Genomic DNA, 23,292 nt, shown 5'->3' with positions numbered 1-23,292 from the left:
ACCGCCAAAAGCTAATATATCTGCAATTTTCAAGGTTCCGATGGAGCCATTTTTTCAGCTCCATTTTTTCATAGACTACTTTACACTACCGTATATTTGCCTTTTATCACTTACGCATTTCCATTTCTATTCTTGGCAAATTATTTAAACTTACTGTCTCCAATGTCTGCAACTGCTGTACCGCTAACTGTCTTAATAATTCCATTCGTTCTTTTTGACTTTTGCCCTGATTAATTAAAACAGCATTATAGCTTTCTAAATTTGCAAGGACCAGTAACTGATTCAATGTTGCTACGTCCCGCATATTCCCTTTAACAGTTGGATTTTCATCCTTCCACTGTTTTGCGGTTTTCCCAAATAAAACAACATTCAACATATCTGCTTCATTAGCATAGGTATACGCCACTTGTGCGGGCGTTAATTCTGGTGGAATCAGGTTTTCTTTAATTGCATCTGTATGTATCCTGTAATTCAACTTAGAAATTTCTCTGTTCAAATTCCAATTCAAAGACAACCGACTGTTTTCATCTGTCTTTAAACGCCTATAGTCTTTCATAATATATAACTGAAACTCTGGAGAAATCCAAGTCGCGAAAGACATGGCGATATCGCTATGGGCATATGTTCCTCCGTAGCGTCCTGCTTTTGAAACAATGCCAATGGCATTCATCTGTGTAATCCACTTTGTGGGTGTCATGACAAAACGATTTAATCCCGCCCCATTTTTAACCGCCTCGAATTGCACACGGTTAAAATCTGGATTATGCAATTCTTCCTAAACGCCTAAAAATTCGATTGTGTTACGATTGCGCATCCAGTTTTGAATCACAAATCGCGGGTCGTCCTCATTTCGATATTTTGCAATATCCGTTAATGAAATAAATTCATTTTCAAAATTCGTAGTATAAATGCCAATATCAATACCTTTTGCATGGATAGTTTCTTTCACAATTTTTACCATAGACATTCTCCTATTCTCACATCATAGTTTCTTAAAATGCTTATCTGCCATTTAATTTACAAATCATTTTCTAAGCATTCCCCCTCATCTTCCCACATTTCCCGATATGCTTCAATATAACTCTTAATACAACTAGGATATATATACAAATACCTTCTACATACTCTTTTATACAATCCCAGTATTTTCTCGTCACAAGCAAAATCCAGTAAATAATCAAGCAAATGTGCTAATTCATCTTATGACACAGTTCTATTACACACATCTTCAACCAATGGCAAATAAACCTCATAGGCTTTCTGATGTAATTGGACTATCTGTTCTGCAATCTGATAAATCTTTTCATCCATTAGATTACCTCAAAATACTTAAGTGCCTCCGTTATCGCTTCTACCTTTTCTTTCGGCGGACGCTTTCGCGGCTGTTTCAATTCCTCTACCGCATTTGGTGCATCATACATTGTCAGACCTAATGACCGCTTTACCTCTGCGATATATGCAGTATGCACCTTAAATCCATATCTCTTTTCCACATATTCCTGTATCATCTTATATGTGATTTTCGGTTTCGGCTGATATTTCTTTGCACGCTCCGCTATTGCAGCCAACGGCACTTTTCCTTCGCCTTCTCCAAATTCCACTTTCACATTAATGACACTATCTGGTGATTTGTGGGACAAGAGCACGATACTCTCGACTGTGTTTTCTTTGTGCAACCGAATTTCCTCACTAACCCCACTCGTATTCGGATAGGCATTTGCACTTCATCTGAATTATATTTTATGAATATTTGAATTCAGTCTATCGTTTTACGCTCCATACTTTCTTGTTTTGATCCGTTTGAATTTTTTCGATCAGCCCCTCACTAATCATTCTTTTTGTATTCATACTTACTGCTGACTGAGATATTCCAGCTCTTTCGGCAATTTCCATCTGCGTTGCCTCTGGATCTGTAACCATTTCAATAAGTATCTTATCTTTTTCTGGGGCATCTTCATGTGAATCTAAATACTTCAAGACAGTTTCTGCGATAGCTCTTGCCAATATAGGCGGCACGGCATTTCCAACCTGCTGATATTGGGAATCCTTTGTTCCCATAAAAACGAAACTATCTGGGAATGTCTGCAATCTTGCTGCCTCTCTTACACTTAACGCCCTGCTTATGGCAGGATGTACCCACATAGACTTTCTAACATTGACAACCGTCCCGGACGGTTCATCATATTTTAACTTTAAGTAAATCGTACTTTGTGTTCTTTTTCCGTCTGAATATGTACTCTTCAGCTCATCAGGAAGCGTGTGAAAATTACCGCCCTCCTCAAGTGCATCAAACCGCTTTTGTGCAATCTTACCTGTGGCAGTGTTGAAATGATTCCTCAAAGTATCACTATCACGGAGAGTTCTCAACAAGTCATTATTACCATAATCAACCTCATCGAGAGGTATTTCAGGGGCAAACTGGTCCGCCGAAGTTTCAATTTGCTCAAGATCTTCTATTGCCTGGCGAACAGTGCGATAATTTTCTTCTGTAAAAGAGCCTGTTGGCCATTGAGGTTTCTCCCCAATCCTACTCCCAATTATAACGAACCTCTCTCTTCTCTGTGGTGCTCCAAAATCTGCAGCGTTTAATGTCGTACATGCAATCTTGTATGGAAATAATTCATGCTCAAGAGTGCTTTTAATATAATCCAGTACGGAATATGATCGAATCTTTACACAGACTCCTTTATCCCATATAAAATCACCCAGCTCAATATTATTGTTTTTCAGTTCTGCGTATTTAACATACATCCGCTGTAAGCTTGCAGATACTTTTATAGTTTCGGTCAATTCCACCGATCCATTGGGATTTTTATAATCTTTCAGTAGAACAGCATACAATTCTTCATATACTTGCCCGATTTCATCTGCTGGAATACATCGCTCCTCGCTCTCTGCATACTTCCTGAGCTGTTTTTTGTATTTTTCAAAAGAATTATTAAACTTATCCTTACTATTGATTCTTTTAAATAAGATATTGACTGCACGGAAAAATTTCGCATCCCATAAATACTCCCTGTATTCCTGAAATGATTTCTTCACGCTCTCTAACAAAATTTCGAGTCCCTGAAATGATTTCGATAGTTCCAGAATATCATCTCTACACGAAATCTGTAAACGATGAATCATTTCCTCATCTTCTGCAGTACAATAAAAACGATGAACATCAGACTTCAGCATACTGACGTTTTCCATCACAAACATAGATGGCTTTAGTTCAATGATAGCCCTCACGTATTCCTTTACCAAACCATTGTTTGTGCTGATTGTTGCGCGTTGTCTGTTCGCGTTCGAAAACCCTTGGCATGGCGGTCCCCCAATGACCACATCAATTGCTCCATATCTACGCCGGATATCTTTATAATCAATTTCCTTAACATCACTGAGAATTTCTGTGTTTGGATGATTACGAGAATAAGTATCTCTTGCATTTGGGTTATTCTCCGCCGCCATAACAATATTAAATTTTCCGGTTTGCTGAAAACCAAGGCTTAACCCACCAGCTCCGGCAAACAAGTCAATTATCTTGTACATTTTTATTCCTCTCATATAACTTACTGCTTTCAAAGCGGCTTTGCAGAAGTTCCCAGCATTCTTCCTTCTTGCACCATTGCCCTGTATTTACTCCTGGGACAGTTGGATTCTGAAAATGCCGCCACACAAAATCAGCTACTTCCGGAATTATTGCTATTAATTCGTCTGAAAGTGCTTGTGATTTCCATATTTCCTGCAGATTAACATGCTCACGGTAGTATCTGCCAATCAGTGCTACCGTGTAATAATCCTGTTGTGCTTTAAATCCGCCATATTTGGCATTGGCAATAATTTTATCTACTGTATTAAACAAAATTACCTGCGCAATCATTTCTGTATATGCCTGTACAGAAGGTTTTGGCACTTCTCCATTTTGAATTTTCTCTGAAAAGTACACAAAGTTTGTTTCAAGACCCTTACTTACAATGTCCGGATGCCCCATCCACACCATCATACATTTTGCTGCAACTGTTTTTGACAAGCAACGGTTTTTGGGACACCTAGCCTTAAACTGTTTCTTTGTCGCTGGAGTTGGTTGCCTGCCCAACTCAACCAAATATTGTCCTCGCGCACGCTCATAAAACCATTGGTCAGTTCCTTTACCTCTCTCAACTGGAATGAATGTGGCACGTGATATCTGTTCCATTCTGACATGATAAGGATCATTTGCATTAAAGTCAGACATATTAATTTTATTCTGGCTGTTTGCATATTGAGATATATTGTGGATAATCTCATCATCCTGGTCATGCTCTTTTATGACAGTAAGCTTTATCTGCACAAAAACATTTCCAAGATTCAATTTGCTTTGAAGAGCATTATATATTGACGCTGTTGTCTGGCCTCCATTAACAATCTGCCAGCCTGTTATTTCATTAATAATTACTACATCTCCGTGTGAAGACTCATCTACAACAATACTGTCCGCAATTGTGGAGATTCCATTGTTATATGCCACGAACATTTCCGGCTCAGTAGCAAGTGAGTTTTTGATACCCTTATTTACCTTTCCTGTTGCCTGCAGAAATGACCTTACATTCTTCTGAATCAGCTCCTGACCTTCGTCTTTATAAATTCTGGCAAGCACTTCTCCTGAAATAACCCCAACATAACAATCATATGTATCATTGACTGCGGGAACACGAATAAGAGTCAACGGCGCTTTGTATTTCTTCTTCAACCGCACAACTAATTGTTTTGATACATTCTCACCGGTAAACACTGCATTGTAGAGTCTTTCAATGTCCCACACATCATATTTGATTGTTACCTTTCCAATCTTTGTATCAGCAGGAACAAATGGTACTGCCTCATTATTTGTGATAAGAACGATTGTTACAGATTCAATATCTTTTTTATGTACATCTATAAATTCAAATGCTTGAAACCCTTCGCCAGACTCTTCCATATCCTTGAAATAATCTGTGCTACAATATCTATAGAATTTTAAAGCTTTCTTCAGCTGTTTATCAATTTCCGTTTTCCACAGCTTCCCAGGATTATCTTTAGCTTCATATACACTGATAAGCAGAGTCAGGGAATGAAAATACTCACTGTAGGCATAGCCATCCAGCCGCATTTTGTCTGCATCTTTCTTAAAGTCAAGAAAAACACAGTCAGCAATAGATGTATCACCCGTTTCCGTTAGATATGAAGTAAACACATTCTTGAAAGCAGCGTTGGTTGATTCATATTCCCGGTTTTTTACCCCGGTCATAATCTCTTCTCTCATTTCTGTGTAAAATTCTAAAATCCTATTGCTGATCATACACTCCACCTCCCCTTAACACTCGAATTAACTGCTCATCAGAACAAATATAAGGAGTGCACTGAGACAGGGACAATTCATAGGTCACTTTAGACACACCCGGCCGAAGCATAGTTCTAATAATTTGGGGAAATTCGCCTTTTACCTCATATACATATGTGTCTCTGATATGAAATCCTGTAACATATAGTTCTTCTATGCCATCTATGTATCCATACTGTAAGAGCATATCATCAAATCTCATCTTCATGGAAGAATCTCCAATCAGTCTATCGCGTATTCTTGAGACAATCTCCGGCAATCGTTCACCAGACTGTTTGCTTTTTCTCAATGCAACTGCATAAAGAAATAATCTGTCAGCTACATCTTTGACATCCAGCTGATATTCACTGCTAATCTGTACACTATAAGGCTCTTTTCTGGAAGTGGTCTTGACTTCCACTGCATTACTGCCAAAGTAAAAGTCATGCGTTTCTTTTACTCCTCCTACCCAGTTAGCTACAGATGATGTTCCTATCGATGTTAACAATTTTTCAAGAAATATCAGTTCTCCATATAAGCCTTCCTGCAATTCGTCTGTCATCACAAGACCTTTCTCCGACTGAAAGAACCGCTTCCATTTTGTTAATATGTCAATTATTGTATTTATACCGTTTTCCGAACTCTGGAGTCTTGCGACAGCCTGCCTTAAATCCTCTACAACAATTTCAAAAATATAATCTTCACTTTCCGGGAGTTGAACGAATCTTACATAATATCTGTCACTCCCATATACCGGAAGCTGAGCTATATCTATTGAAATGCCTCGCCACTTAGGGAATTGAATTCCTTCTGGAAAATCAGCAAGTGAAATATAAGCCTCTCTTCTCAGCGAAACAATTTCAATAGAAAAGACCATAATAATCCCATTGACATATTCCAACATGCGGCTGGCATTACGGCCGGGATAATTATCTCTGTTCTGGATATCATTTTTAATAAATGTGTACATTTCAGTTGTATAGTTCATCGTTATCTTTCTCCACTGCAATATCATTTAAGCGGTATGATTTCAAATCTCCTTTTCCATGCCTATCTGGGAATACTACAGCAAAACCAAACGGTGTTTTGTGCCCGTCCATAGATTCACGAAGTTTCCCTGCATCAGCAATTGGGTAGAGCAACAGTAGCCCTTTGCTGAACTCTCTGGTAGCACTCCTAACCCTCTCACTTATTCCTCTTTTTCCCTCAAGTTCAAATTTCCTTTTAAGTTCTTCACGTTTCCTATCCGATGATTCTGTGTAGTCATAGTATTCATGTCCAGCAGATGTCATTGTATGAATAGATACCGTGTTACCCGCACCAGAGTCCACCCCTCTACCTTCTTCTCTGTATATACCGGCTCCAACAGACAACCCTGCAATCTGAAAATCATTTCTGTCCTTCCGCCGGATATTAATCAGACATACTGTCCAATCTGTTAACCCCCCTATCCTGTTCATCTCCCGGACATAATCCGCCATATATTTACTATTGGCCCTAGAAGCGGTTGCAGAAGTCTCATAATTTTCAAAGAATGATGCAACTAATTGTCCAGAGACCTTTCTCCAGAAGTAGTGGTTTCCTGGTTTATCTTTTTGAAATTCATCCCTATATTGCTCTTCTGTAACATGCTTCCCGATAGACTTGAGTAGCACTTCAACAGCCTTAAAGTTATGATCGAAGGTTTCTCCATCAATATCAAACACTCTAGTCTGGCTTAATTTACAACTGAAATCGCGGTTTGTCTCTAACCCACTTCTTAGTTTATTACGGCTTGTGATAAGTAAAGTCGGGTGTGTCGCAACCCTTAGTCCGAAATCTTTAGGAGTTTGGTCCACTTCATCCATATATTCAAACTGTTCTGCCAAATCCTCTGTTGCCATGGAAATATGCGAGAATGCACCATAAAGATCACTTGTTGTAAAGAGCCTACATGCATCCAAATATCCCGGCCGAAAACCAAACCAACGTCCCATTTGCATCAAGGTATCATAAGTGTTAGATCCTCTTGTAAAATAACTAATGGTAAGCCCTTCAAGTGTCAATCCTCTGGACAATTTATCTCCACCAATAACAATGACATTAAAGGTCCTTCCTTCATGATCCTTATATATAAGCGAATCCTTGCTCTTTCCGTTTACACTGTATATGGTAATCTCTTTTTTAGTTGCAATCCTAACAATTTCAGCCCATATCTCGTTCCATGAAATGCCATTGCACCCATCCATATATCTCGGGAAATACTGTTTCATCTTTTTTGTTGTTAGAATATAATCATTTTCCCAGATACCTCTCAATTCTTCCTTTGTCTCAAAATCCCCATAACGTATTTGGTTCTCAAGATCTTCATAATATTCTTTGACTTTCTTCTTCAGTTGATTCTGCTGACTTACAAAACGGATAACATGAATCAGCATAGTATTAGGTTTACTAACCTGCCCCCCGACAATTTCTTAAAGCTGTTGAAACCACAAAATATCTGACAGCTTTTTTCATATCTTCCGGTATCGGACCAACCGAATCATCTGATTTGGTTCCTTTTCCAAGATAGCTCGAACCATTCTCTATTTTCCTGTATAAAGGCATAACTGGAGTTGTTTCATCTCCATTCAAGCCGAAAAACTCCCGTGCTCCAACATACATGCTTGATCTTGGAGCCTTGAAAATGAAATCTCTTGGAAATATATCGCTACCAAACGGATTATCCGGAGTTTTGGAATCAATAAAAATATTTGCATATGGCGTTGCTGTATATCCTACATATGATCTGCACTTAAAAAGCATAAACAGCTTTCTTATAAGTCCATTAATTGTAGAGGGATTGTATTCATCTAAATAGTTCCCATCTTTATCCCTAGTTTCTTTTGTGTTTATGGAGGCCTGATCCGCCTCATCATCAATAATCAATGCAGGATAATCAGATGGAATGAATTTTTTCCCATTTTCCGAATCTGCTATCGGGCTTTTTTCAAAATATTTGATAACATTCCTAAGAACGGTAGCTATTTTCTTTGTAACAATCACAAATGGCGGATTTACATTTACACCAATTGTATTCTTGGTTACATCTCCCTTCTCGTCACGAGTAGTGATCGACTGAAGCATGGTCCCCAATATTTCGTTTTGCCTGCCAACACCAACACCTATACGATTTTTCTCCATCTCGCTATGTTGCAAGTACTCTATGCTTGTTTCATATCCAAGCACTTCCTCATCTATTCGTGCCTGCGTCTGGCTCCTCAAGCTATTATGGATACCGGACAAAACAATAATGATCTTGTATCCGGCATCATATGCCTTGTTAATCAGTCCAATATAATGTGCTGTTTTTCCGGATTGTACATATCCAAACACCAATCCCATGCGTTCTTTTTCATTCAAAGAATGTGGATTAGACAAAGCGTTCATCACTTTATCCGTAGAATAATCTATATCATTTATTGCGCGTATGCTCCATGATGGCTTAAGGCGCATATAGTCATAATATCTGTTCCAATATTCTGCTGATAAAGAAGGATTCGCTTTCTGTTCATCCCACCATCTGTCTTGCCTGACCTCTTCTGTTGTAATTGCAATCGTTGGATCTGAAAACACAGTAATTTCTGACTGAAGGAACAGCCTAAGAGTCACCTCGTCTGTAACAAACGGGGCAAACTTAGTTACCACGCTTTGTATCGCTTCCTGAATGGTCAATCCCTCTCTAATCAATTCATCACATTTTGTAAATAGATATTTATATAAATCTGTTTCTGATTTACTCAATCCATTTGGTATTCGAATCATGATTCTTCCTCCGTCATCTGCAGGATTATCTGTTTCAAATGCCTGTAGTTAGACATTTCCAAAAAAGTAGTCCTGATTTCCTCGTTTGTAAATCCTTGTTTCTTAAATAAGGCCATATACCGTTTCAATTCACTAACTTCAGTACGATACTCTATGGAAGATATATCCGTTTTATGAGTACTAGCTGCTCCCTGGAGAGTTGCTGTCACTCCGGACACCATAAATGGTGCAAAATTTTCTATAAGGGCAAGGTATGCTGCTAGAGCCTCTTTCCCGTGATCATCCAGTTGTTCTTTTACCTTGGTCAGCAATGTATGCTTCTTGTTAATATGAAATGTATATCTTCCATTTACTTTGCGCTGTTCCCATACATAACTCAAATTGGGCACAGTGCTGTTCCTTGAATATGTTCCACGTGAATTATAAACTCTTGCAGAATTCTCAACCGTTACATCAATGATATGTTCAATAGTATCCTTCACAAACAACGGAAGTGATGCGGTTGATTTCTTAATATCTATGCTCCAGAGTTCATCACTGTCTGAAGTGATGTCTAGCTTAATCCTTGCAAGATTATATGCAGGTTCCTTTTTGACATAATCAAACCATGTCCCATATACAATAAGTCGCTTATTTCTGTAAACATAAAAACCTTGGTGAAAATTCCAGCCTTTAAAACCTCCAGCTTTGTCATAATCCTCTTTTAATGCAAATTTTGTTTTGTGAGGAAGGATGTATGGCTGAATAACAACTAGGTGGTTTCCATCTTCAGAATAACAGTATTCTTCCGGCTTCTCTTCCGTAGCTCTGTTCTCAAGAATAAACGGATTCCATGCCACAATGGGTTTTCCCTGCAAATAAAGAGAAATCCCCTCTTCTTCTATAAAACGATGAAATGTAAGGCTGATGTGCTTCTCTGTCCTGTCTATCATTCTATAAAATCTGTTCTTTGACTTTGAGAGATTAGTACTATCGATCAGGCGATCAAGTTTTTCAATGATAACGACGGTACCCTCGTCTTTAATCAACGGGTAATACTCAGCTAATTCATTATCCTCTTGAATCAATAATTTCCAACCGATTTCTGTAACTGCGTCAAGATCCCATGCGGCATTTGAATAGTTACCGTCTGATTTCGTGACTACTGTCAATCGCTTTCCGAGAGAAAATGCTGCCGTCTTCATTCCCATGCCAAACCGCCCCAGATCCTTGACTTTACGAATCTCTGCCGGATCTGCGGAGCCAATGCGCATATTTCGGATAAGCGACTCTTTGGCCATACCTTTACCATTATCTGAAATAATAATTTTCTGCTTATCCCAATAAAAATTTATATGTATTGCTGTTGCATCTGCTGAAATACTGTTATCTATGATATCAGCAATCGCTGTTTCCTCAGTATATCCAACCGAACGTAAAGACATCAAAAGAAGTCTGGCTTCTGGTATAGATTCAATATTTTGCGCCATAATTACGGTTCCTTTCGGTAGTATTTCAAATAGAAAATATCAGTATCCACTGCCAACTACTCATATTATCTGTTTATTTTTCACATTAGTATACATTCTATATTTCCATCTTAAGCATCACATAATTCGGATTGAACAGGAATCAAATACATCATCATTCATCAAATATTCTATTCCGAAACGCTTTCCGTCATTATTATATCAAAAATGCATTCTTCAATTACTCTAATGCATTCATCGCAATTTTTCAAAATATCTTTTCCCCAAAAACGGATTACTGTCCATCCTAAAAAAAATAACGTCTTATTTACCTCCTTATCCCGCTCCATATTTCTTAATATCTTTTTCTTCCAATATGCAGAATTATTCCCTGCTTCTAAACGCGGTTTTAAAACTTCCCAGTCTTTGCCATGAAAAAACTCACTGTCACAAAAGATCGCTATTTTATATTTAGTAAGTACAATATCCGGTGTTCCTGGCAACATAGCATAATTCTTTCTATATCGGAACCCTCTCGCCCATAATGCTTTTCTTAATGTTACTTCAATACGAGTTCCACTGGACTTAATATTCTGCATATTTTTATGTCTTTGTTCTTTGGTAAGGTTATCCACCACATCAACTCCAAATCATTTTAAAAAGTTAGCAATCACCAGTTCAACTGATAGTTTGCCGCCTCCTACTATTCTTGAGTTTTGCTTGTGGCATCAATCTTATTTCAACATAGGAGACTTTTCAATTATACCCTTATCACCCCAACTTACACTATTCTCCCAAGTATAGCTGAGGGAAACTAAATTCCATAACCTTCTACGAAAATCCACTGAATTTATTTTAAAACCTTCCAATAACCAGATTTATTAGAACCTATTCTTTCAATATATCCATATTTCTTTAAAACTGCTATGCCTTTATCTATTGTAGTTTTCCCGAGTTTAAGTGTCTCAGCAAGATGCTGCTTCGTAATATTTGGATTGTTCCGTATTTCTGCCAAAATACGTGCCTGCGTATGATTCAAAAGCGATTCTGTACTTTTATCGCCCACTTTATCACTCCCTTTATCACCCACCTTATCACCCATAACATTAATCCAATTAAATGGAATTGTAACTACAATAGAATTTTCTCTGAACTCGTAAGCTTCTTTTCCATATCTCTGCGTAATTTTAGGCACGCCTCTTCCTGTTTTCTCACTGATATGAAGCTGTAATAATATTTCTGACAATTTCTTATTTACCGGTACAGATTCTCCCGCAAAAAATCCCTCCATCGTCTGCTCCGGTGCAAGGGAGCCCCGGGATAATATCTCAATCCTATCAGAAAATACTGTAATCATCGGTTCATTCCCACTGACCCATTTATTATGGACGAAGGCATTAATCACCGCTTCACGAAAAGCATCATTCTCAAATAATGGCACCTCTTTTCTCTCAACAACACGTTCCCTTTCATCTGCCTGAATAATATTCAACACGTCACCATAGCGCAACACCTCATCCAATGAATACAATAAGCACTGATTGCCAAATTCACGCACGGAATACATATTATCTGCTTTTGTCGTGCCAGAGAAAATTGCTACCCGAATTGGTATATGTGAATTATCAGATAATAACTGTGCCAAAATATTATATTTCCCGTCTTCTGTATAGAAAGACAGGTTCTTTTTAAAGGTATCCTGATTCAGTTTTAAGCCTTTAGCTCCATAATAAATAAGCAGTTTTTCAAATGTAAGTTCCTGATAGTCTGACGGAGTATTTTCTATTGTTGGAAAACCATGCCTGAGTACTTCAAATAGAAAGGCTTCTTTTTCAGGATATTTTCTTAAATTCTCTTTGCTTGATCCTATACGAATGTACCTTTCTCTTGCATAGGATGTGGGGACAGATTTCGCTGCAGGAATCGTTAAAAGAACAATCCTTTTCCCTTCTATTAACAGTTCTTCAAATGTAAAATTAATATCCGGACTGAACTGCCTTGCAAGATAGTGTTTTAGTGGCTCATGATTTACATCCTGATTACAATTAAAGCTGGTTCCTACTATCTCATGGCTTTTATCATTAATTCCCCAGACAAAGTATGCAAACTTTTTCCCTGCAATAGCCGCGCTGTTAGATAATGCTGATATATATTCGCCCAACTCGTCTGCTTTAAACCAGCTTTCTTTAAATTCGAACCATTCTCTTTCAGAATCATACTCCCGAAGTTCTTCTACTATTTCGTCTGATCTTCCCATATTGATTTACCTGCCTTTATGAGTTTATCACCCACCTATTATAACATAGGTGGGTGATAAAGTGGGTGATAAATTTATTGTTTCTTATTCTTTATTATTTATGTATCAGCATCAATTTCTATAAATTCGATATAACAATTCTCATCACTTTTCCTGATCCTTAATCCTGTAATAATCTTCCATATCCAAACTCAATTTTACATAAGAATCCGGTTTTGATTTCCGGTTGCTCTTCCGCACTAATTTTACGATACTTTCAACGGTACTTTCGTTGTCCCAACAAAGTTCCTGTGTCTCCCTGTCTCCAAAATACACCGGAAAACGGAACTTTATGTGCTTCAGGAATCTGCCATCTGGCTGCTCCTGCTCGTAAATGTCCACCTGTTCCACAAAGCTGTTAAGAAATTCTTTCTTCTCCAGGTCGGTGAACTTATCATATAGTTTATCAAAATATAAAAGAAATTGATAGACGTTTTCTTCTGATATTTTCTGTTGCTGAATATTCAGCAGGCGATTCTTTACTTCCTCTATACTGTTCTCCACGCCTTCAATCTCATCATACAAACGGTATAACCTTGTCTCCATATCCTGATATTTCTTCTCATAAAATTTATCCATAATATCCAGACTGTCCATCTGCTGTCCAAGTCTTCCTTTTGCTCCGGTCAACTGCCTGTGCTGCTTTTCCAATCCTTCAATCTCTTTTTCTATTTCTTCTGTATCTATTCTTGAACCGATTTTATTCAGTATTGCTTCCTCAAACTTTGGATTCTTCACCAACTTCCGAATAACTTCTTCCACTGCATTGTTAATCTTCTCCTCACTCCATTGTTTACGATATCCACATTTATGACCATCTACCAGGCGACGATGTTTGCAGGCATAATAGAAATAATCCTTATATAAAGTTCCGTCTTTCTTTTTCTTTCGATTCACGTTTCCATACATACCGCTTCCACATAACGGGCATCTCAATATTCCAGATAAAATATGCTCATGATCGAGACTATGTGTCTTTTCATATTTCACACCTGTTTTTTCTCGTTTTTGATGGGCCAACTCCCAGTCTGTTTCTGAAACAATCCCTTCATGGATACCATCGTGCAGCATATAATTTTCCTGTTTTACAATGCGATATTCATTTCTTGTTCCTGAAACTTTCTCGTTCTTCCTTCGTCCATAAGCCAGCTTTCCACAGTATACCGGATTATCCAGAACACCTTTTATAAACGAAGAAGCAAATGCGTCCAGTGTATTATTCTGTCGTTTTTTCTTTTTATATCCGTGCTGGTTCAACCATGCAGCAATCGCAGAGATTCCCATATTGGTATGAATAAATTTGTCATAGATCAGGCGAATAATCTCTGCTTCGTCCTCTGCGATCTGCAATTCTCCATTTACCAATTCATAGCCATATGGAGCAAATCCACCGTTCCATTTTCCTTCCCTGGCTTTCTGCTTATGTCCTTCCATTGTCTGAACAAGGATATTCTCCCGTTCAATCTCTGCCACCGCAGACAGAACGGAAATCATCAGCTTTCCGCTATCTTTAGAGCTGTCAATTCCATCTTCAACACAGATCAAATTCACTCCGAAGTCCTGCATTCTTTGCAAAGAATTTAATACATCTGCCGCATTACGACCAAATCTGGAAAGCTTGAACACCAATACAAACTGCACCTCATCTGTTCCATTCTCAATATTGTCTAACATACGTTGGAATTCCGGTCTGCCCTCTACGCTCTTTCCAGACTTACCTTCGTCTGAATACTCATTTACAATTTCCATGTTCTGAAACTCCGCATATCTCTTGAGTTTTTCTTTCTGAGCATCCAGACTGTATCCATCTACCTGCATGGTTGTGGATACTCTGGTATATATATCGCATTTAATCTTTTTATTCTTCATAATCTTCCTCGCAGTATAACTCTGTTTTATTGTCCCAACTTAATTTTAGTACTTGTTCCAACTATTTTCAATACTTATTTTCCGTATTGACGCATTTCTTCGCCAATCGTATAATTAAGTTAGATACAGAGCATTTCTGTTATCAAAATATTGCCCGCCCACCATTGGCGACTTATAAATGATTGGCTCGAAAATATTGTTCGCCTACCGGAAGCGTCTAATAAATGTCCGGCTTGAAAATTATTTAGAAATAATTTCTGTTTTTGATATTGTGTTTTTATCACACATTGCATATACTATAAATACACAAAAAAGCCAAAAAAGAGGAGGTGTTAGTATGGCTACTTCAAGTATTACTCATAATTTTGTCGTATCCAATCCAAATAGCGTAAAGCGTTTTGTCGCAGCAATTGACGAAGCTGACCGTGACCGCACACCAAAGCAGACACTTCCCGGACGTCAGTTAACGAACCCACAGGAAATCTTAGCTTTAATGTCAAAAAGGAAGAAAAAACATGTCTGATAAATATTTTACCGTTAATATTCGGGCATATTTGGATAAAGACGAACCGACATATATCGGAGAGGAAAGTCTTTACGACTTACTCTCCGATTTTTCTTGTCCCAAAAATCCCGATGTGGAATACTTTTTATTACATAATGCGATTGAGTTTACCAAAAAAGATCAATCTATCACTTATCTGGTATTTGATGCTGAAGATGCTTCACTGGTTGGTTATTTTTCACTTACAGTAAAACCCATCTCTGTCCGTGCTTCAAATATCAGCAAGACAATGGCAAAAAAGCTGTCCCGTGTCAGTATTTTGGATGAAGAAACACAATCCTATACTACCGCAGCTTACCTGATCGCCCAGTTGGGAAAGAACTATTCTCTTCCAAAGGAAAAACGAATTCCTGGAAATATTCTACTGGGATTTGCACTGGAAACCATATCCAGTCTCAAATATTCCGTAGGTGGCGTTATGGAGTTTCTTGAATGCGAAGATAATGAATTTCTTCTGAGCTTTTATACGCAGAATCATTTCAAGCCATTTGATACTCGTATTACCGTTTCTCAGAATAATGAGCCACACACTCTGCATCAGCTTTTAAAATTTATTTGATTTAAAAGTACATGAAAAAGCGACAGTCTGATTTACATTTTGTATTTCAGGAAACTGCCGCTTCTTTTTCTTCCTTATTCTGTTTTTCTTCCTCCAACTCCCGGAGGACTTCTTCGCCGTACTTATCAATCATCCGTACCAGAAAATCAATGCACCGCTCAAATTCAATATTCTGTTGCATAAGCTCCTCCCGTTATTGTTTGTTCTGAGCTTATTTTACAGAACCTGCCTGAAAACCACATTGAATAGAAATTGATTGTAAATTGACACAATCACTTTAAAAATATCCGCATTTTCTTGAGTCGAATGTATGTTCGTGCTATGATAGATATACTCAATCTTAACTACGAAAGGGGAATTTCTATTGAATCGATGCGATTTTTCTTCTATTAGCACTTGCTTAAAAAATCATATCAGCGAAAGTAATCAAATGAGTCAGCCTGATTTTTTATACGAATTATTTGAAGATTTTATGGATGATCCGGCAAATCAGGATTTTTCAATGGATAACGGTCTGGTTTGCCGCTGGATGACTGGTCAGGCTAAAATCAGTCCTAAAATATCCGCTTACTATTCCAAGCCATCCAATCAGGAAAAGTTAGCCCATACCATCCACCAGAATCTTCTTCCACTGATGTCTGACTGTAATATGGCTATACAAGATATTTACACTTTATTCATTCAGGATGACAGCATCTCAGATGCGAAAAAGAAAAATCTGACTCCCTTATATAAACCAGCCAGTTCAAGACTGCTGTTTCTTGCAAAACTGATTTCTTTTGGCATGGAACGCCAATTCATCAAACGTAATACCAAAAATCAGAAGCTACTCGCCGGAGGAGCTTTATCCCCCATTGTGCTGGATTATATTATGGACAGTGAGGTTCCGAAACCATGCCGTCATTTTATCGGAAGAGATAAAGAACTGGAAGAATTATATACCATGCTTGAGGAAAACCGTCATATTTTTCTTTGCGGAATTGCTGGAATCGGAAAAAGTGAACTTGCCAAAGCCTACGCAAAGCGGTACATAAAGCAATACACCAATATCCTTTATGTAGAATATACCGGCAATCTTCATCAGGATATTACTGACATGGATTTTATTGACGATCCGCCGGAAAGCACTGACCAGGAACGGTTTCAAAGACATAACCGTTTTCTGCGTTCCCTGAAATCTGATACTCTGCTTATCATAGATAATTTTAATGTCACTGCCACACAGGACAGCTTTCTGTCAGTAGTATTAAAATATCGCTGTCAGATTTTGTTTACAACCAGAAGCAAACTGGATGAATACTGTACTCTGCCATTAAAAGAAATAGAGGATATGAACGCTCTCTTCCAGCTGGCATCAGTATTTTATTCAGAGGCAGACACGTACCGGCCAACAGTTGAAAAGATCATCGAAACTGTTCACTCTCATACTTTTGCCGTGGAACTGGCAGCAAAACTTCTGGAAAATGGAATCTCAACTCCAGACCAGTTATTAACAAGACTTCAGGTGGAAAAAGCATCTTTCCATAACGAAGATAAAATTAAAATAATCAAAGATGGACAAAGCAGCAAAGCCACCTATTACAGTCATATCCATACGCTGTTTTCGTTATACACTTTATCTCTTAAACAGCAGGATATCATGTGTAATATGTGCTTTCTTCCTTCCACCGGTATTTCTGCCCGTATATTTGCCAAATGGCTGGAATTGCCCACACTAAATGAGATCAACGATTTAATTGAGACTGGTTTTGTCCAAACAACAAAACGTCGCACTATCTCTCTGCATCCGATGATTCAGGAAATCACCCTTTCAGAGACAAAACCATCTGTAACTCGTTGCCACATATTACTGGATTCTTTACAGCACATATGTTTAATGCATGGAATGGAAGTAGCTTATTACAAAAAGCTATTTCAAACAATCGGAAATATCATAGAATTGATTGAAAAGGATGATATACCAAAGTATCTGCTTTTTCTGGAAAATGCATTTCCATACATGGATAACTATAACTACCACAAAGGTATGAATGGAATCATTCAGGAACTAACGGGGCTGTTAAAGACAAAAAACATTGGCACCGATTCTGACCGGGCATTGTTACTGGATTTTCAGGCTACTCTTGAAATCAAGCCAGAAAAAGCAATAAAACTGGAAAAGGATGCACTTGCCCAGATAGAAAATATCACTGCTGACAATGCTCGCCTTGTTTCCAACCTTCATGCCAATCTCGGTGGACTTTACCGCATGAACGGTCATCCCGATCTTGCAAGAGAACACATGGAAAAAAGTATCTCACTGCTTGACCAATTTAACCTGCTTCATATAAATGACAGCATACCTCAGATTGCCAATTATGCAATGTTCCTGACAGAACAGCAGGAACCCGAAAGAGGAATCTCTGAATTGCAAAAATTATCCGGCATCATCAAGGAATACCATTCCGATGACTGTCTGGATTATGCCAAAGTTCAGGAAACCCTTGGAACCATTTATCTGATGACTGCCAATCTTCCGCAAGCCAAAACACATTTTAAAAGAGCTTTCAAAATATATGAAAAGATCTGGGCTGATGAACCAGAAATGATTGAAGCAAAATATCAGGAAATTCAGGAGTTATATCCACAGATTGGATTTTTCATTGGAAAAAATCTATCCGGTCTTTTAACAAAATAAGCATAATTTACGGCGGGCAACTTGCCCGCCGTTATATTCAACTATTCGTCAAATAAATATATGCATCTTCCAAAGTGATATCATTATCCAGGACACAATTCTCATTTGGCTTTCCTTTGCTTAATACTTTCATATGAATTCCATTTTCTACATACTGCTTAGATGATATAGAATAATTGGCTTCTAACAAACGGGCTTCTTCTGCATTTTGTACCGTACAATTCCAAACACAGCCCTTTGCATTTTCCAGCAACCCACTCACGCTTCCAGAATATAAAAAACTTCCCTTTTTCATAATGGCAAGCTGTGTACAGGTTGCTGCTAAATCTTCTACTACATGAGTGGAAAACAGCACAGTTCTATCCTTTGAAAAATCAACCAAAAGATTGCGGATCCTGATTCTTTCTTCCGGATCTAACCCGGTGGTAGGTTCATCAATAATCAAAAAATCCGGATTATTAAGAAGTGCCTGTATGAGTCCGACACGTCTCTTCATACCACCAGATAATTGCCGCATTTTTTTATTCTGATGCTCTGTAAGAGAAGTCTTTTCCAAATAATAGGTAATTCTTTGTTTGAGGTCATTTGTGGATACTCCTGATAGTCCACCCATATATACAAGGCATTCTTTCACCGTAAGATTCGGATATAAGTCGATTTCCTGTGGAAGATAACCAATCTTTTTCTGTATTTTTTCATAATTTCCCTCGTTATACAGAATTCCATCAAGGGAAACCATTCCTTCCGTTTGTTTTAAAACAGTTGTAAGAACCCTCATCAAAGTGGTTTTTCCAGCACCATTCTCTCCCAAAAGTCCGTAAATTCCCTTAGGTATTTCAAGAGATGCCTTATTTACTGCAACTACACCATTTTTAAATCTAACTGTTAAATCATTTATTCTAATACTCATAATCTATCCCCTTTTCTTTAAAGCCATTGGTAATACTGCAAATAAAAGCAGACCCACTATAAAAGACACAAGCGTTCCATAAATCCAACTCTCGGACATTAATTGAGTAGGTTCACAAAAGCTGAAAGAAAACAATCCCAGATTTCCGAAAAATGAACTTCCCGCTTTTGATATAAGTCCAATGACAATTCCAAATAAACATCCTATACCTGCCCACATATTTCCAAGCAATGTACACAAAATCACAGAGCATATACTCCAAAGCCAGATGGTTCCGAACATTGCAATGGAAAATAAAAGGAATATCTGAGTGCCCGAAACGCCTTCGTTTACACTGCCCGGTTTTTGCCAGAAAAACAAAACATATCCAACACAGGAAAGTATTAATAAATATAATATTTGAACGCACACTCTCTGTGATATTACTTTTAACTGCTTTTTTTGATCATACAAATGAAATACATCGGCACGCTTACTTTTTACTTCCATCAAATATGTGTCACTACAAAAAATAATTGTTAAAAATGCTATTGGAGACTGAATCGCTGAACCGATTTCTTCATAGTATATAATCGGATGAATAGCACACAATATCAGTATAAATGCACATGAATAAAAAATCTTATATAACGACAGGCAGTTTTTTAGTTCCGTTTTCAATGAACCCTCCTCCTTTTCCAGATTGTAACAGAAATACATACTAATATAACTGATGAAATTACAAGAATAATCTGATTTATGTTTGACATTTTGGCTACATGTGTTTCAAAAAATCTGCCAGGGAATCGCACCATAATAGAGAACGGTCTCATATAATAAATATCATTCTTCATGGTCAGCATATTTGAATATATAATGTGTAAAAACAAGATTGGTGCTGCCGGAAGCGGATTTTTAAATATTAATGCTGTAATTGTATAGACACAACATATCATCAAAAGATTCGGAACAATATAGATCAGAGAATTCACGCAAAAATCAATTGGTGTTACTGGAAAGCCCGATTCTAAAGACGTTTTCAAACACAGCATAAAGAATATAACATTCAAAATCACTAATACTCCCAGCATACTAATGAATCCGCTTATTACTTTCCCACATATATATTGGATTGCCGTAACAGGCTTTGTATGTAATAATTCATAGGTACTTTTTCGTGTATCCTGAATAAATAAAAATGATAGCAAGACTGTTGCAAAAAAGGCCATATGCAATCCTGCAAAATCCGTAAATTTTTTGGCAAAGTACCAGGAAAAAGAATGTTCGGATAATTTCCGCTCGATATAATGATTGATTTCTTCTGCTGTCCCCTTATGAATTTCAAGGTCCTCATAAGCATATATTGCATTATAATAGCCATATTGGGATTCCAAAAACTCAGAAGCAGTCTTTACATCCATATTCTGAATTTCTTTCATTACATGATCTGCTTCCTGCCTGCTAAATCCAAAACCATTTTTGGAGGTGTCCATTAACGTCTCTTTGATCGTATCTTCCCACTCCCTTCTTCTTTCTTTATCATCAGATGTGGGAATGTACCCATCCATGACATCAGCATCTTCCAATGCTACGTCATTTTGTGTGATCTGTTCATTCTGTTTGATATAATGAATTTGCAAATACGATGACAGACATTGATACATACTGGCAACTATAATAATCAAGCCAATCCACAAAACAGGGTTCTTTAAATAATCAAGTATACTTCTTTTTATGATTGTTTTCATTGTATCTCTTCCTTTCTTTATTTCTTTAACAACATCATACAAATCAATTCTCAATAAATTCACAATAAAAAAGACTAAAACCACTTTATTTGTGATTTCAGCCTTATAAAGTATTTTTATTCAGCTTTGAAAAGAGCTTCTACATGAGCACCGCCTTGTCTGGCATTATATATTTTCAAATTTCCTCCATGCTTTTCACAGAAAATACGAGAAATATACATACCAAGGCCAAAATGCTTTAAATCATCTTGTGGATTCTTATGATAAAATGGTTCTGTTACTTTTTCCTCAGTATCCACAAATCCTATTCCATCATCTTCAACAGAAATTATAAGAAAACCATCCTTTTTCTTTATCTGCAAAACAATACTTTTTTGTGCATATCGAACCGCATTTTCCAGTAAGTTGTCTGCCACTTCCATGACAAGTTCCTCATCCACTTTCACAATGTTTTGTTCCTGCACTCTTTCTACCTTACATAATTTACTTTCCTTCTTGGACAGCATGGCAGCTTCTGCCTCAATCTTTTTTGCCAGTTCTGATAATTCTATCTCTGAGCATTGCAGTTCCCTCTGTTCTAAATGGGACATTTTTCTCATGTTTTCCGTGAAATGCTCTATACGGTCAATCTGATACATGCCTGTTTGTAAGATATCAATAACATCCTCTGTTTTTATACTCTCAGCAGAAACAAACTCTAAGAGCATTTCCTGATACCCTCGCAATATGGAAAGTGGAGAACGTATGTCATGTGCAATTGCATTCCGCAAGACCTTCTCGTCATCAATCATTCGCCACATCTTTCTGTTGTTATCTGCTAAAGCACTTCGCATCATTTCAAATTCTTTACACAACGTTCCCATCTCATCTTTATTTTCATAGGACACATGAAAATCCAGTTCATTATCTGCAATCATTTGTGAGGCATCTTTTAATTCCTGTAGAGGCGTCTTTAACTTATTTTTATAAAAAAAGAATACCGCAGCAACACTCCCAACAATCGAAAAAATCAGTACCGAATATGTTTCCATAAAGTCACACATTTCCGAAAGATGATGGTCCAAACGATTCATCTGCGATTGATTAGGTCTTGATATCTCAATCTCGTATTTCTTTCCATATTGCTGAAACACGTCCGTATAATCTGCATAATCAATATATTTTTCCCATATTTTATTCTGCATATTTCTTGCAAAATGAACTGTAAATCCAGATAACAGAAATGCTGCCGTTAAGCTGATCACAAAATAAAGCAGAATTGTTTTTTTCAGTGACAAGTTTCTTATTTTTTCCATCGGTATCCAATCCCCCATACAGTTTCTATGTATTCTTTTTCTGAATAATCCGCTATTTTTTTCCTTATACGCCGTACTAATTCCGTTATCGTTCTACTGTCCCCTTCCGCATCATATCCACAGACTTGTGCATATATACGTTCTTTATCAAACACCTGCCCTGGATGCATGGATAAGAATTCAATAATCTGATATTCAATTTTTGTGAACTCCATCCTGTGTCCAGCTATAGCTACTATTTTTTCAGAATAATCAATCAGCATTTCATCCATGAAGCGGTATTCTGTTTTTTGTTGATGCCTTTCTTCTCTCTTTATGTTTGTGACAATCCTTGCTTCCAACTCCCGAAGACTAAATGGTTTCGTAATATAATCATCCCCACCCGAAAGCAACCCATTAATTTTATCATCTTCGTCAACTCTTGCTGTTAGAAATAAAATTGGACATAACACTTTACTGCGTATCAGACGACATACTTCAATCCCATCCATGCGTGGCATATTGATATCCAACAAAATAATATCCGGTTTCATTTCTATTTTATTTAATGCTTCCATTCCATCTGTAGCCGTAATGGTTTCATATTGTTTCATATTAAAATAACTACAAAGCATTTTCACCAATTCTTTATCATCATCGACAACTAAAATCTTGTATTTCATCCAAACCACCTCCAGTATCCATATTATACGATAAAAAACAATGAAATCACAACAAGAGTACATGAAGAACGTAAGCACAATATATCTTTTTTCTCAATTCCTGCTCAATTTCCCCTCAATGCCTTTTTCCTCCGATTTTCGTATGCTTTTCCCACAGCAAAGCAGTACCACACCGGTA

19 protein-coding genes and 1 pseudogene are annotated in these 23,292 nt (G+C 37.5%); 3 read left to right on the top strand and 17 right to left on the bottom strand.

What is annotated here, in order from left to right; genetic code table 11:
• Window positions 1-106: 106 nt before the first annotated feature.
• From OCV99_RS13085 to OCV99_RS13035, 11 genes and pseudogenes are all read right to left on the bottom strand, one after another.
• Window positions 107-961, bottom strand: a pseudogene (locus OCV99_RS13085) (KilA-N domain-containing protein).
• 349 nt (window positions 962-1,310) lie between these two features.
• Entirely contained in the window at window positions 1,311-1,676 is a 366-nt protein-coding gene (locus OCV99_RS13080) for a COG3415 family protein (RefSeq protein ID WP_158371146.1), read from the bottom strand.
• An 85-nt stretch (window positions 1,677-1,761) separates the two neighbouring features.
• Window positions 1,762-3,534 (bottom strand): DNA (cytosine-5-)-methyltransferase, encoded by a 1,773-nt coding sequence (dcm, locus tag OCV99_RS13075; protein WP_262575638.1) that lies wholly within the window; start codon window positions 3,532-3,534, stop codon window positions 1,762-1,764.
• On the bottom strand, window positions 3,518-5,302 hold the full coding sequence (locus OCV99_RS13070) for an AIPR family protein (protein WP_158371144.1): 1,785 nt from the start codon (window positions 5,300-5,302) through the stop codon (window positions 3,518-3,520). The genes dcm and OCV99_RS13070 overlap by 17 nt, the downstream gene beginning before the upstream one ends.
• Complete coding sequence (locus tag OCV99_RS13065; RefSeq protein ID WP_262575636.1) at window positions 5,289-6,311, bottom strand: PD-(D/E)XK motif protein; 1,023 nt, start codon at window positions 6,309-6,311, stop codon at window positions 5,289-5,291. The genes OCV99_RS13070 and OCV99_RS13065 overlap by 14 nt, the downstream gene beginning before the upstream one ends.
• Window positions 6,295-7,740 (bottom strand): Z1 domain-containing protein, encoded by a 1,446-nt coding sequence (locus OCV99_RS13060; protein ID WP_158371141.1) that lies wholly within the window; start codon window positions 7,738-7,740, stop codon window positions 6,295-6,297. Before OCV99_RS13060 ends, OCV99_RS13065 begins: the two co-directional genes overlap by 17 nt.
• A 13-nt stretch (window positions 7,741-7,753) precedes the next feature.
• Window positions 7,754-9,106: a hypothetical protein gene (locus tag OCV99_RS13055; RefSeq protein WP_158371139.1), complete on the bottom strand. Its 1,353-nt coding sequence runs from the start codon at window positions 9,104-9,106 to the stop codon at window positions 7,754-7,756.
• Entirely contained in the window at window positions 9,103-10,575 is a 1,473-nt protein-coding gene (locus tag OCV99_RS13050) for an ATP-binding protein (protein WP_158371137.1), read from the bottom strand. The genes OCV99_RS13055 and OCV99_RS13050 overlap by 4 nt, the downstream gene beginning before the upstream one ends.
• Window positions 10,576-10,745: 170 nt before the next feature.
• Window positions 10,746-11,189: a very short patch repair endonuclease gene (locus OCV99_RS13045; protein WP_158371136.1), complete on the bottom strand. Its 444-nt coding sequence runs from the start codon at window positions 11,187-11,189 to the stop codon at window positions 10,746-10,748.
• Window positions 11,190-11,404: 215 nt separating this feature from the next.
• The gene (locus OCV99_RS13040) at window positions 11,405-12,811 is read right to left on the bottom strand and encodes an RNA-binding domain-containing protein (RefSeq protein ID WP_158371134.1); all 1,407 of its coding nucleotides are present in this window, start codon (window positions 12,809-12,811) and stop codon (window positions 11,405-11,407) included.
• 144 nt (window positions 12,812-12,955) lie between these two features.
• Window positions 12,956-14,719: a recombinase family protein gene (locus tag OCV99_RS13035; RefSeq protein ID WP_262575633.1), complete on the bottom strand. Its 1,764-nt coding sequence runs from the start codon at window positions 14,717-14,719 to the stop codon at window positions 12,956-12,958.
• A 337-nt stretch (window positions 14,720-15,056) separates the two neighbouring features.
• Between OCV99_RS13035 and OCV99_RS13030 the strand changes: the two genes are divergently transcribed.
• Both OCV99_RS13030 and OCV99_RS13025 read left to right on the top strand, forming a co-directional pair.
• Window positions 15,057-15,242 (top strand): hypothetical protein, encoded by a 186-nt coding sequence (locus tag OCV99_RS13030; RefSeq protein WP_014080774.1) that lies wholly within the window; start codon window positions 15,057-15,059, stop codon window positions 15,240-15,242.
• Window positions 15,235-15,843 (top strand): GNAT family acetyltransferase, encoded by a 609-nt coding sequence (locus OCV99_RS13025; protein WP_117767773.1) that lies wholly within the window; start codon window positions 15,235-15,237, stop codon window positions 15,841-15,843. Before OCV99_RS13030 ends, OCV99_RS13025 begins: the two co-directional genes overlap by 8 nt.
• A gap of 46 nt (window positions 15,844-15,889) precedes the next feature.
• Here the strand turns inward: OCV99_RS13025 and OCV99_RS13020 are convergent, their stop codons facing one another.
• Window positions 15,890-16,024 carry a hypothetical protein gene (locus tag OCV99_RS13020; protein WP_004844681.1) on the bottom strand — a complete coding sequence of 45 codons (135 nt, stop codon included), beginning with the start codon at window positions 16,022-16,024 and terminating at the stop codon, window positions 15,890-15,892.
• Window positions 16,025-16,273: 249 nt separating this feature from the next.
• On the opposite strand from OCV99_RS13020, the gene OCV99_RS13015 reads away from it, so the two are divergent.
• Window positions 16,274-18,520, top strand: coding sequence for a tetratricopeptide repeat protein (locus OCV99_RS13015; protein WP_158371133.1), 2,247 nt, complete (start codon window positions 16,274-16,276; stop codon window positions 18,518-18,520).
• A 37-nt stretch (window positions 18,521-18,557) separates the two neighbouring features.
• On the opposite strand, the gene OCV99_RS13010 is transcribed toward OCV99_RS13015, so the two are convergent.
• The 5 genes from OCV99_RS13010 to OCV99_RS12990 all read right to left on the bottom strand — a co-directional run bounded on the left by OCV99_RS13010 (window position 18,558) and on the right by OCV99_RS12990 (window position 23,114).
• The gene (locus OCV99_RS13010) at window positions 18,558-19,430 is read right to left on the bottom strand and encodes an ATP-binding cassette domain-containing protein (RefSeq protein WP_009265788.1); all 873 of its coding nucleotides are present in this window, start codon (window positions 19,428-19,430) and stop codon (window positions 18,558-18,560) included.
• 3 nt (window positions 19,431-19,433) lie between these two features.
• Window positions 19,434-20,090 carry a hypothetical protein gene (locus OCV99_RS13005; protein WP_009265789.1) on the bottom strand — a complete coding sequence of 219 codons (657 nt, stop codon included), beginning with the start codon at window positions 20,088-20,090 and terminating at the stop codon, window positions 19,434-19,436.
• Entirely contained in the window at window positions 20,087-21,157 is a 1,071-nt protein-coding gene (locus OCV99_RS13000) for an ABC transporter permease subunit (protein ID WP_009265790.1), read from the bottom strand. Before OCV99_RS13000 ends, OCV99_RS13005 begins: the two co-directional genes overlap by 4 nt.
• A 116-nt stretch (window positions 21,158-21,273) precedes the next feature.
• Window positions 21,274-22,452 (bottom strand): sensor histidine kinase, encoded by a 1,179-nt coding sequence (locus OCV99_RS12995; protein ID WP_009265791.1) that lies wholly within the window; start codon window positions 22,450-22,452, stop codon window positions 21,274-21,276.
• Window positions 22,440-23,114, bottom strand: coding sequence for a response regulator transcription factor (locus tag OCV99_RS12990; RefSeq protein ID WP_009265792.1), 675 nt, complete (start codon window positions 23,112-23,114; stop codon window positions 22,440-22,442). Before OCV99_RS12990 ends, OCV99_RS12995 begins: the two co-directional genes overlap by 13 nt.
• Window positions 23,115-23,292: the final 178 nt, after the last annotated feature.

The sequence above is a fragment of the Dorea acetigenes genome (assembly GCF_025567385.1).
Classification (GTDB): Bacteria; Bacillota; Clostridia; order Lachnospirales; family Lachnospiraceae; genus Claveliimonas; species Claveliimonas acetigenes.
The sequence above is the reverse complement of the archived record's forward strand: the minus strand, read 5'-3'. Positions and strand labels throughout refer to the sequence as shown.

Coding starts and splice junctions, on each gene's coding strand:
- dcm (WP_262575638.1), bottom strand. CDS start 3,534: ATGTACAAGATAATTGACTTGTTTGCCGGAGCTGGTGGGTTAAGCCTT.
- OCV99_RS13070 (WP_158371144.1), bottom strand. CDS start 5,302: ATGATCAGCAATAGGATTTTAGAATTTTACACAGAAATGAGAGAAGAG.
- OCV99_RS13065 (WP_262575636.1), bottom strand. CDS start 6,311: ATGAACTATACAACTGAAATGTACACATTTATTAAAAATGATATCCAG.
- OCV99_RS13060 (WP_158371141.1), bottom strand. CDS start 7,740: ATGCTGATTCATGTTATCCGTTTTGTAAGTCAGCAGAATCAACTGAAG.
- OCV99_RS13055 (WP_158371139.1), bottom strand. CDS start 9,106: ATGATTCGAATACCAAATGGATTGAGTAAATCAGAAACAGATTTATAT.
- OCV99_RS13050 (WP_158371137.1), bottom strand. CDS start 10,575: ATGGCGCAAAATATTGAATCTATACCAGAAGCCAGACTTCTTTTGATG.
- OCV99_RS13040 (WP_158371134.1), bottom strand. CDS start 12,811: ATGGGAAGATCAGACGAAATAGTAGAAGAACTTCGGGAGTATGATTCT.
- OCV99_RS13035 (WP_262575633.1), bottom strand. CDS start 14,719: ATGAAGAATAAAAAGATTAAATGCGATATATATACCAGAGTATCCACA.
- OCV99_RS13030 (WP_014080774.1), top strand. CDS start 15,057: ATGGCTACTTCAAGTATTACTCATAATTTTGTCGTATCCAATCCAAAT.
- OCV99_RS13025 (WP_117767773.1), top strand. CDS start 15,235: ATGTCTGATAAATATTTTACCGTTAATATTCGGGCATATTTGGATAAA.
- OCV99_RS13020 (WP_004844681.1), bottom strand. CDS start 16,024: ATGCAACAGAATATTGAATTTGAGCGGTGCATTGATTTTCTGGTACGG.
- OCV99_RS13015 (WP_158371133.1), top strand. CDS start 16,274: ATGAGTCAGCCTGATTTTTTATACGAATTATTTGAAGATTTTATGGAT.
- OCV99_RS13010 (WP_009265788.1), bottom strand. CDS start 19,430: ATGAGTATTAGAATAAATGATTTAACAGTTAGATTTAAAAATGGTGTA.
- OCV99_RS13000 (WP_009265790.1), bottom strand. CDS start 21,157: ATGAAAACAATCATAAAAAGAAGTATACTTGATTATTTAAAGAACCCT.
- OCV99_RS12995 (WP_009265791.1), bottom strand. CDS start 22,452: ATGGAAAAAATAAGAAACTTGTCACTGAAAAAAACAATTCTGCTTTAT.
- OCV99_RS12990 (WP_009265792.1), bottom strand. CDS start 23,114: ATGAAATACAAGATTTTAGTTGTCGATGATGATAAAGAATTGGTGAAA.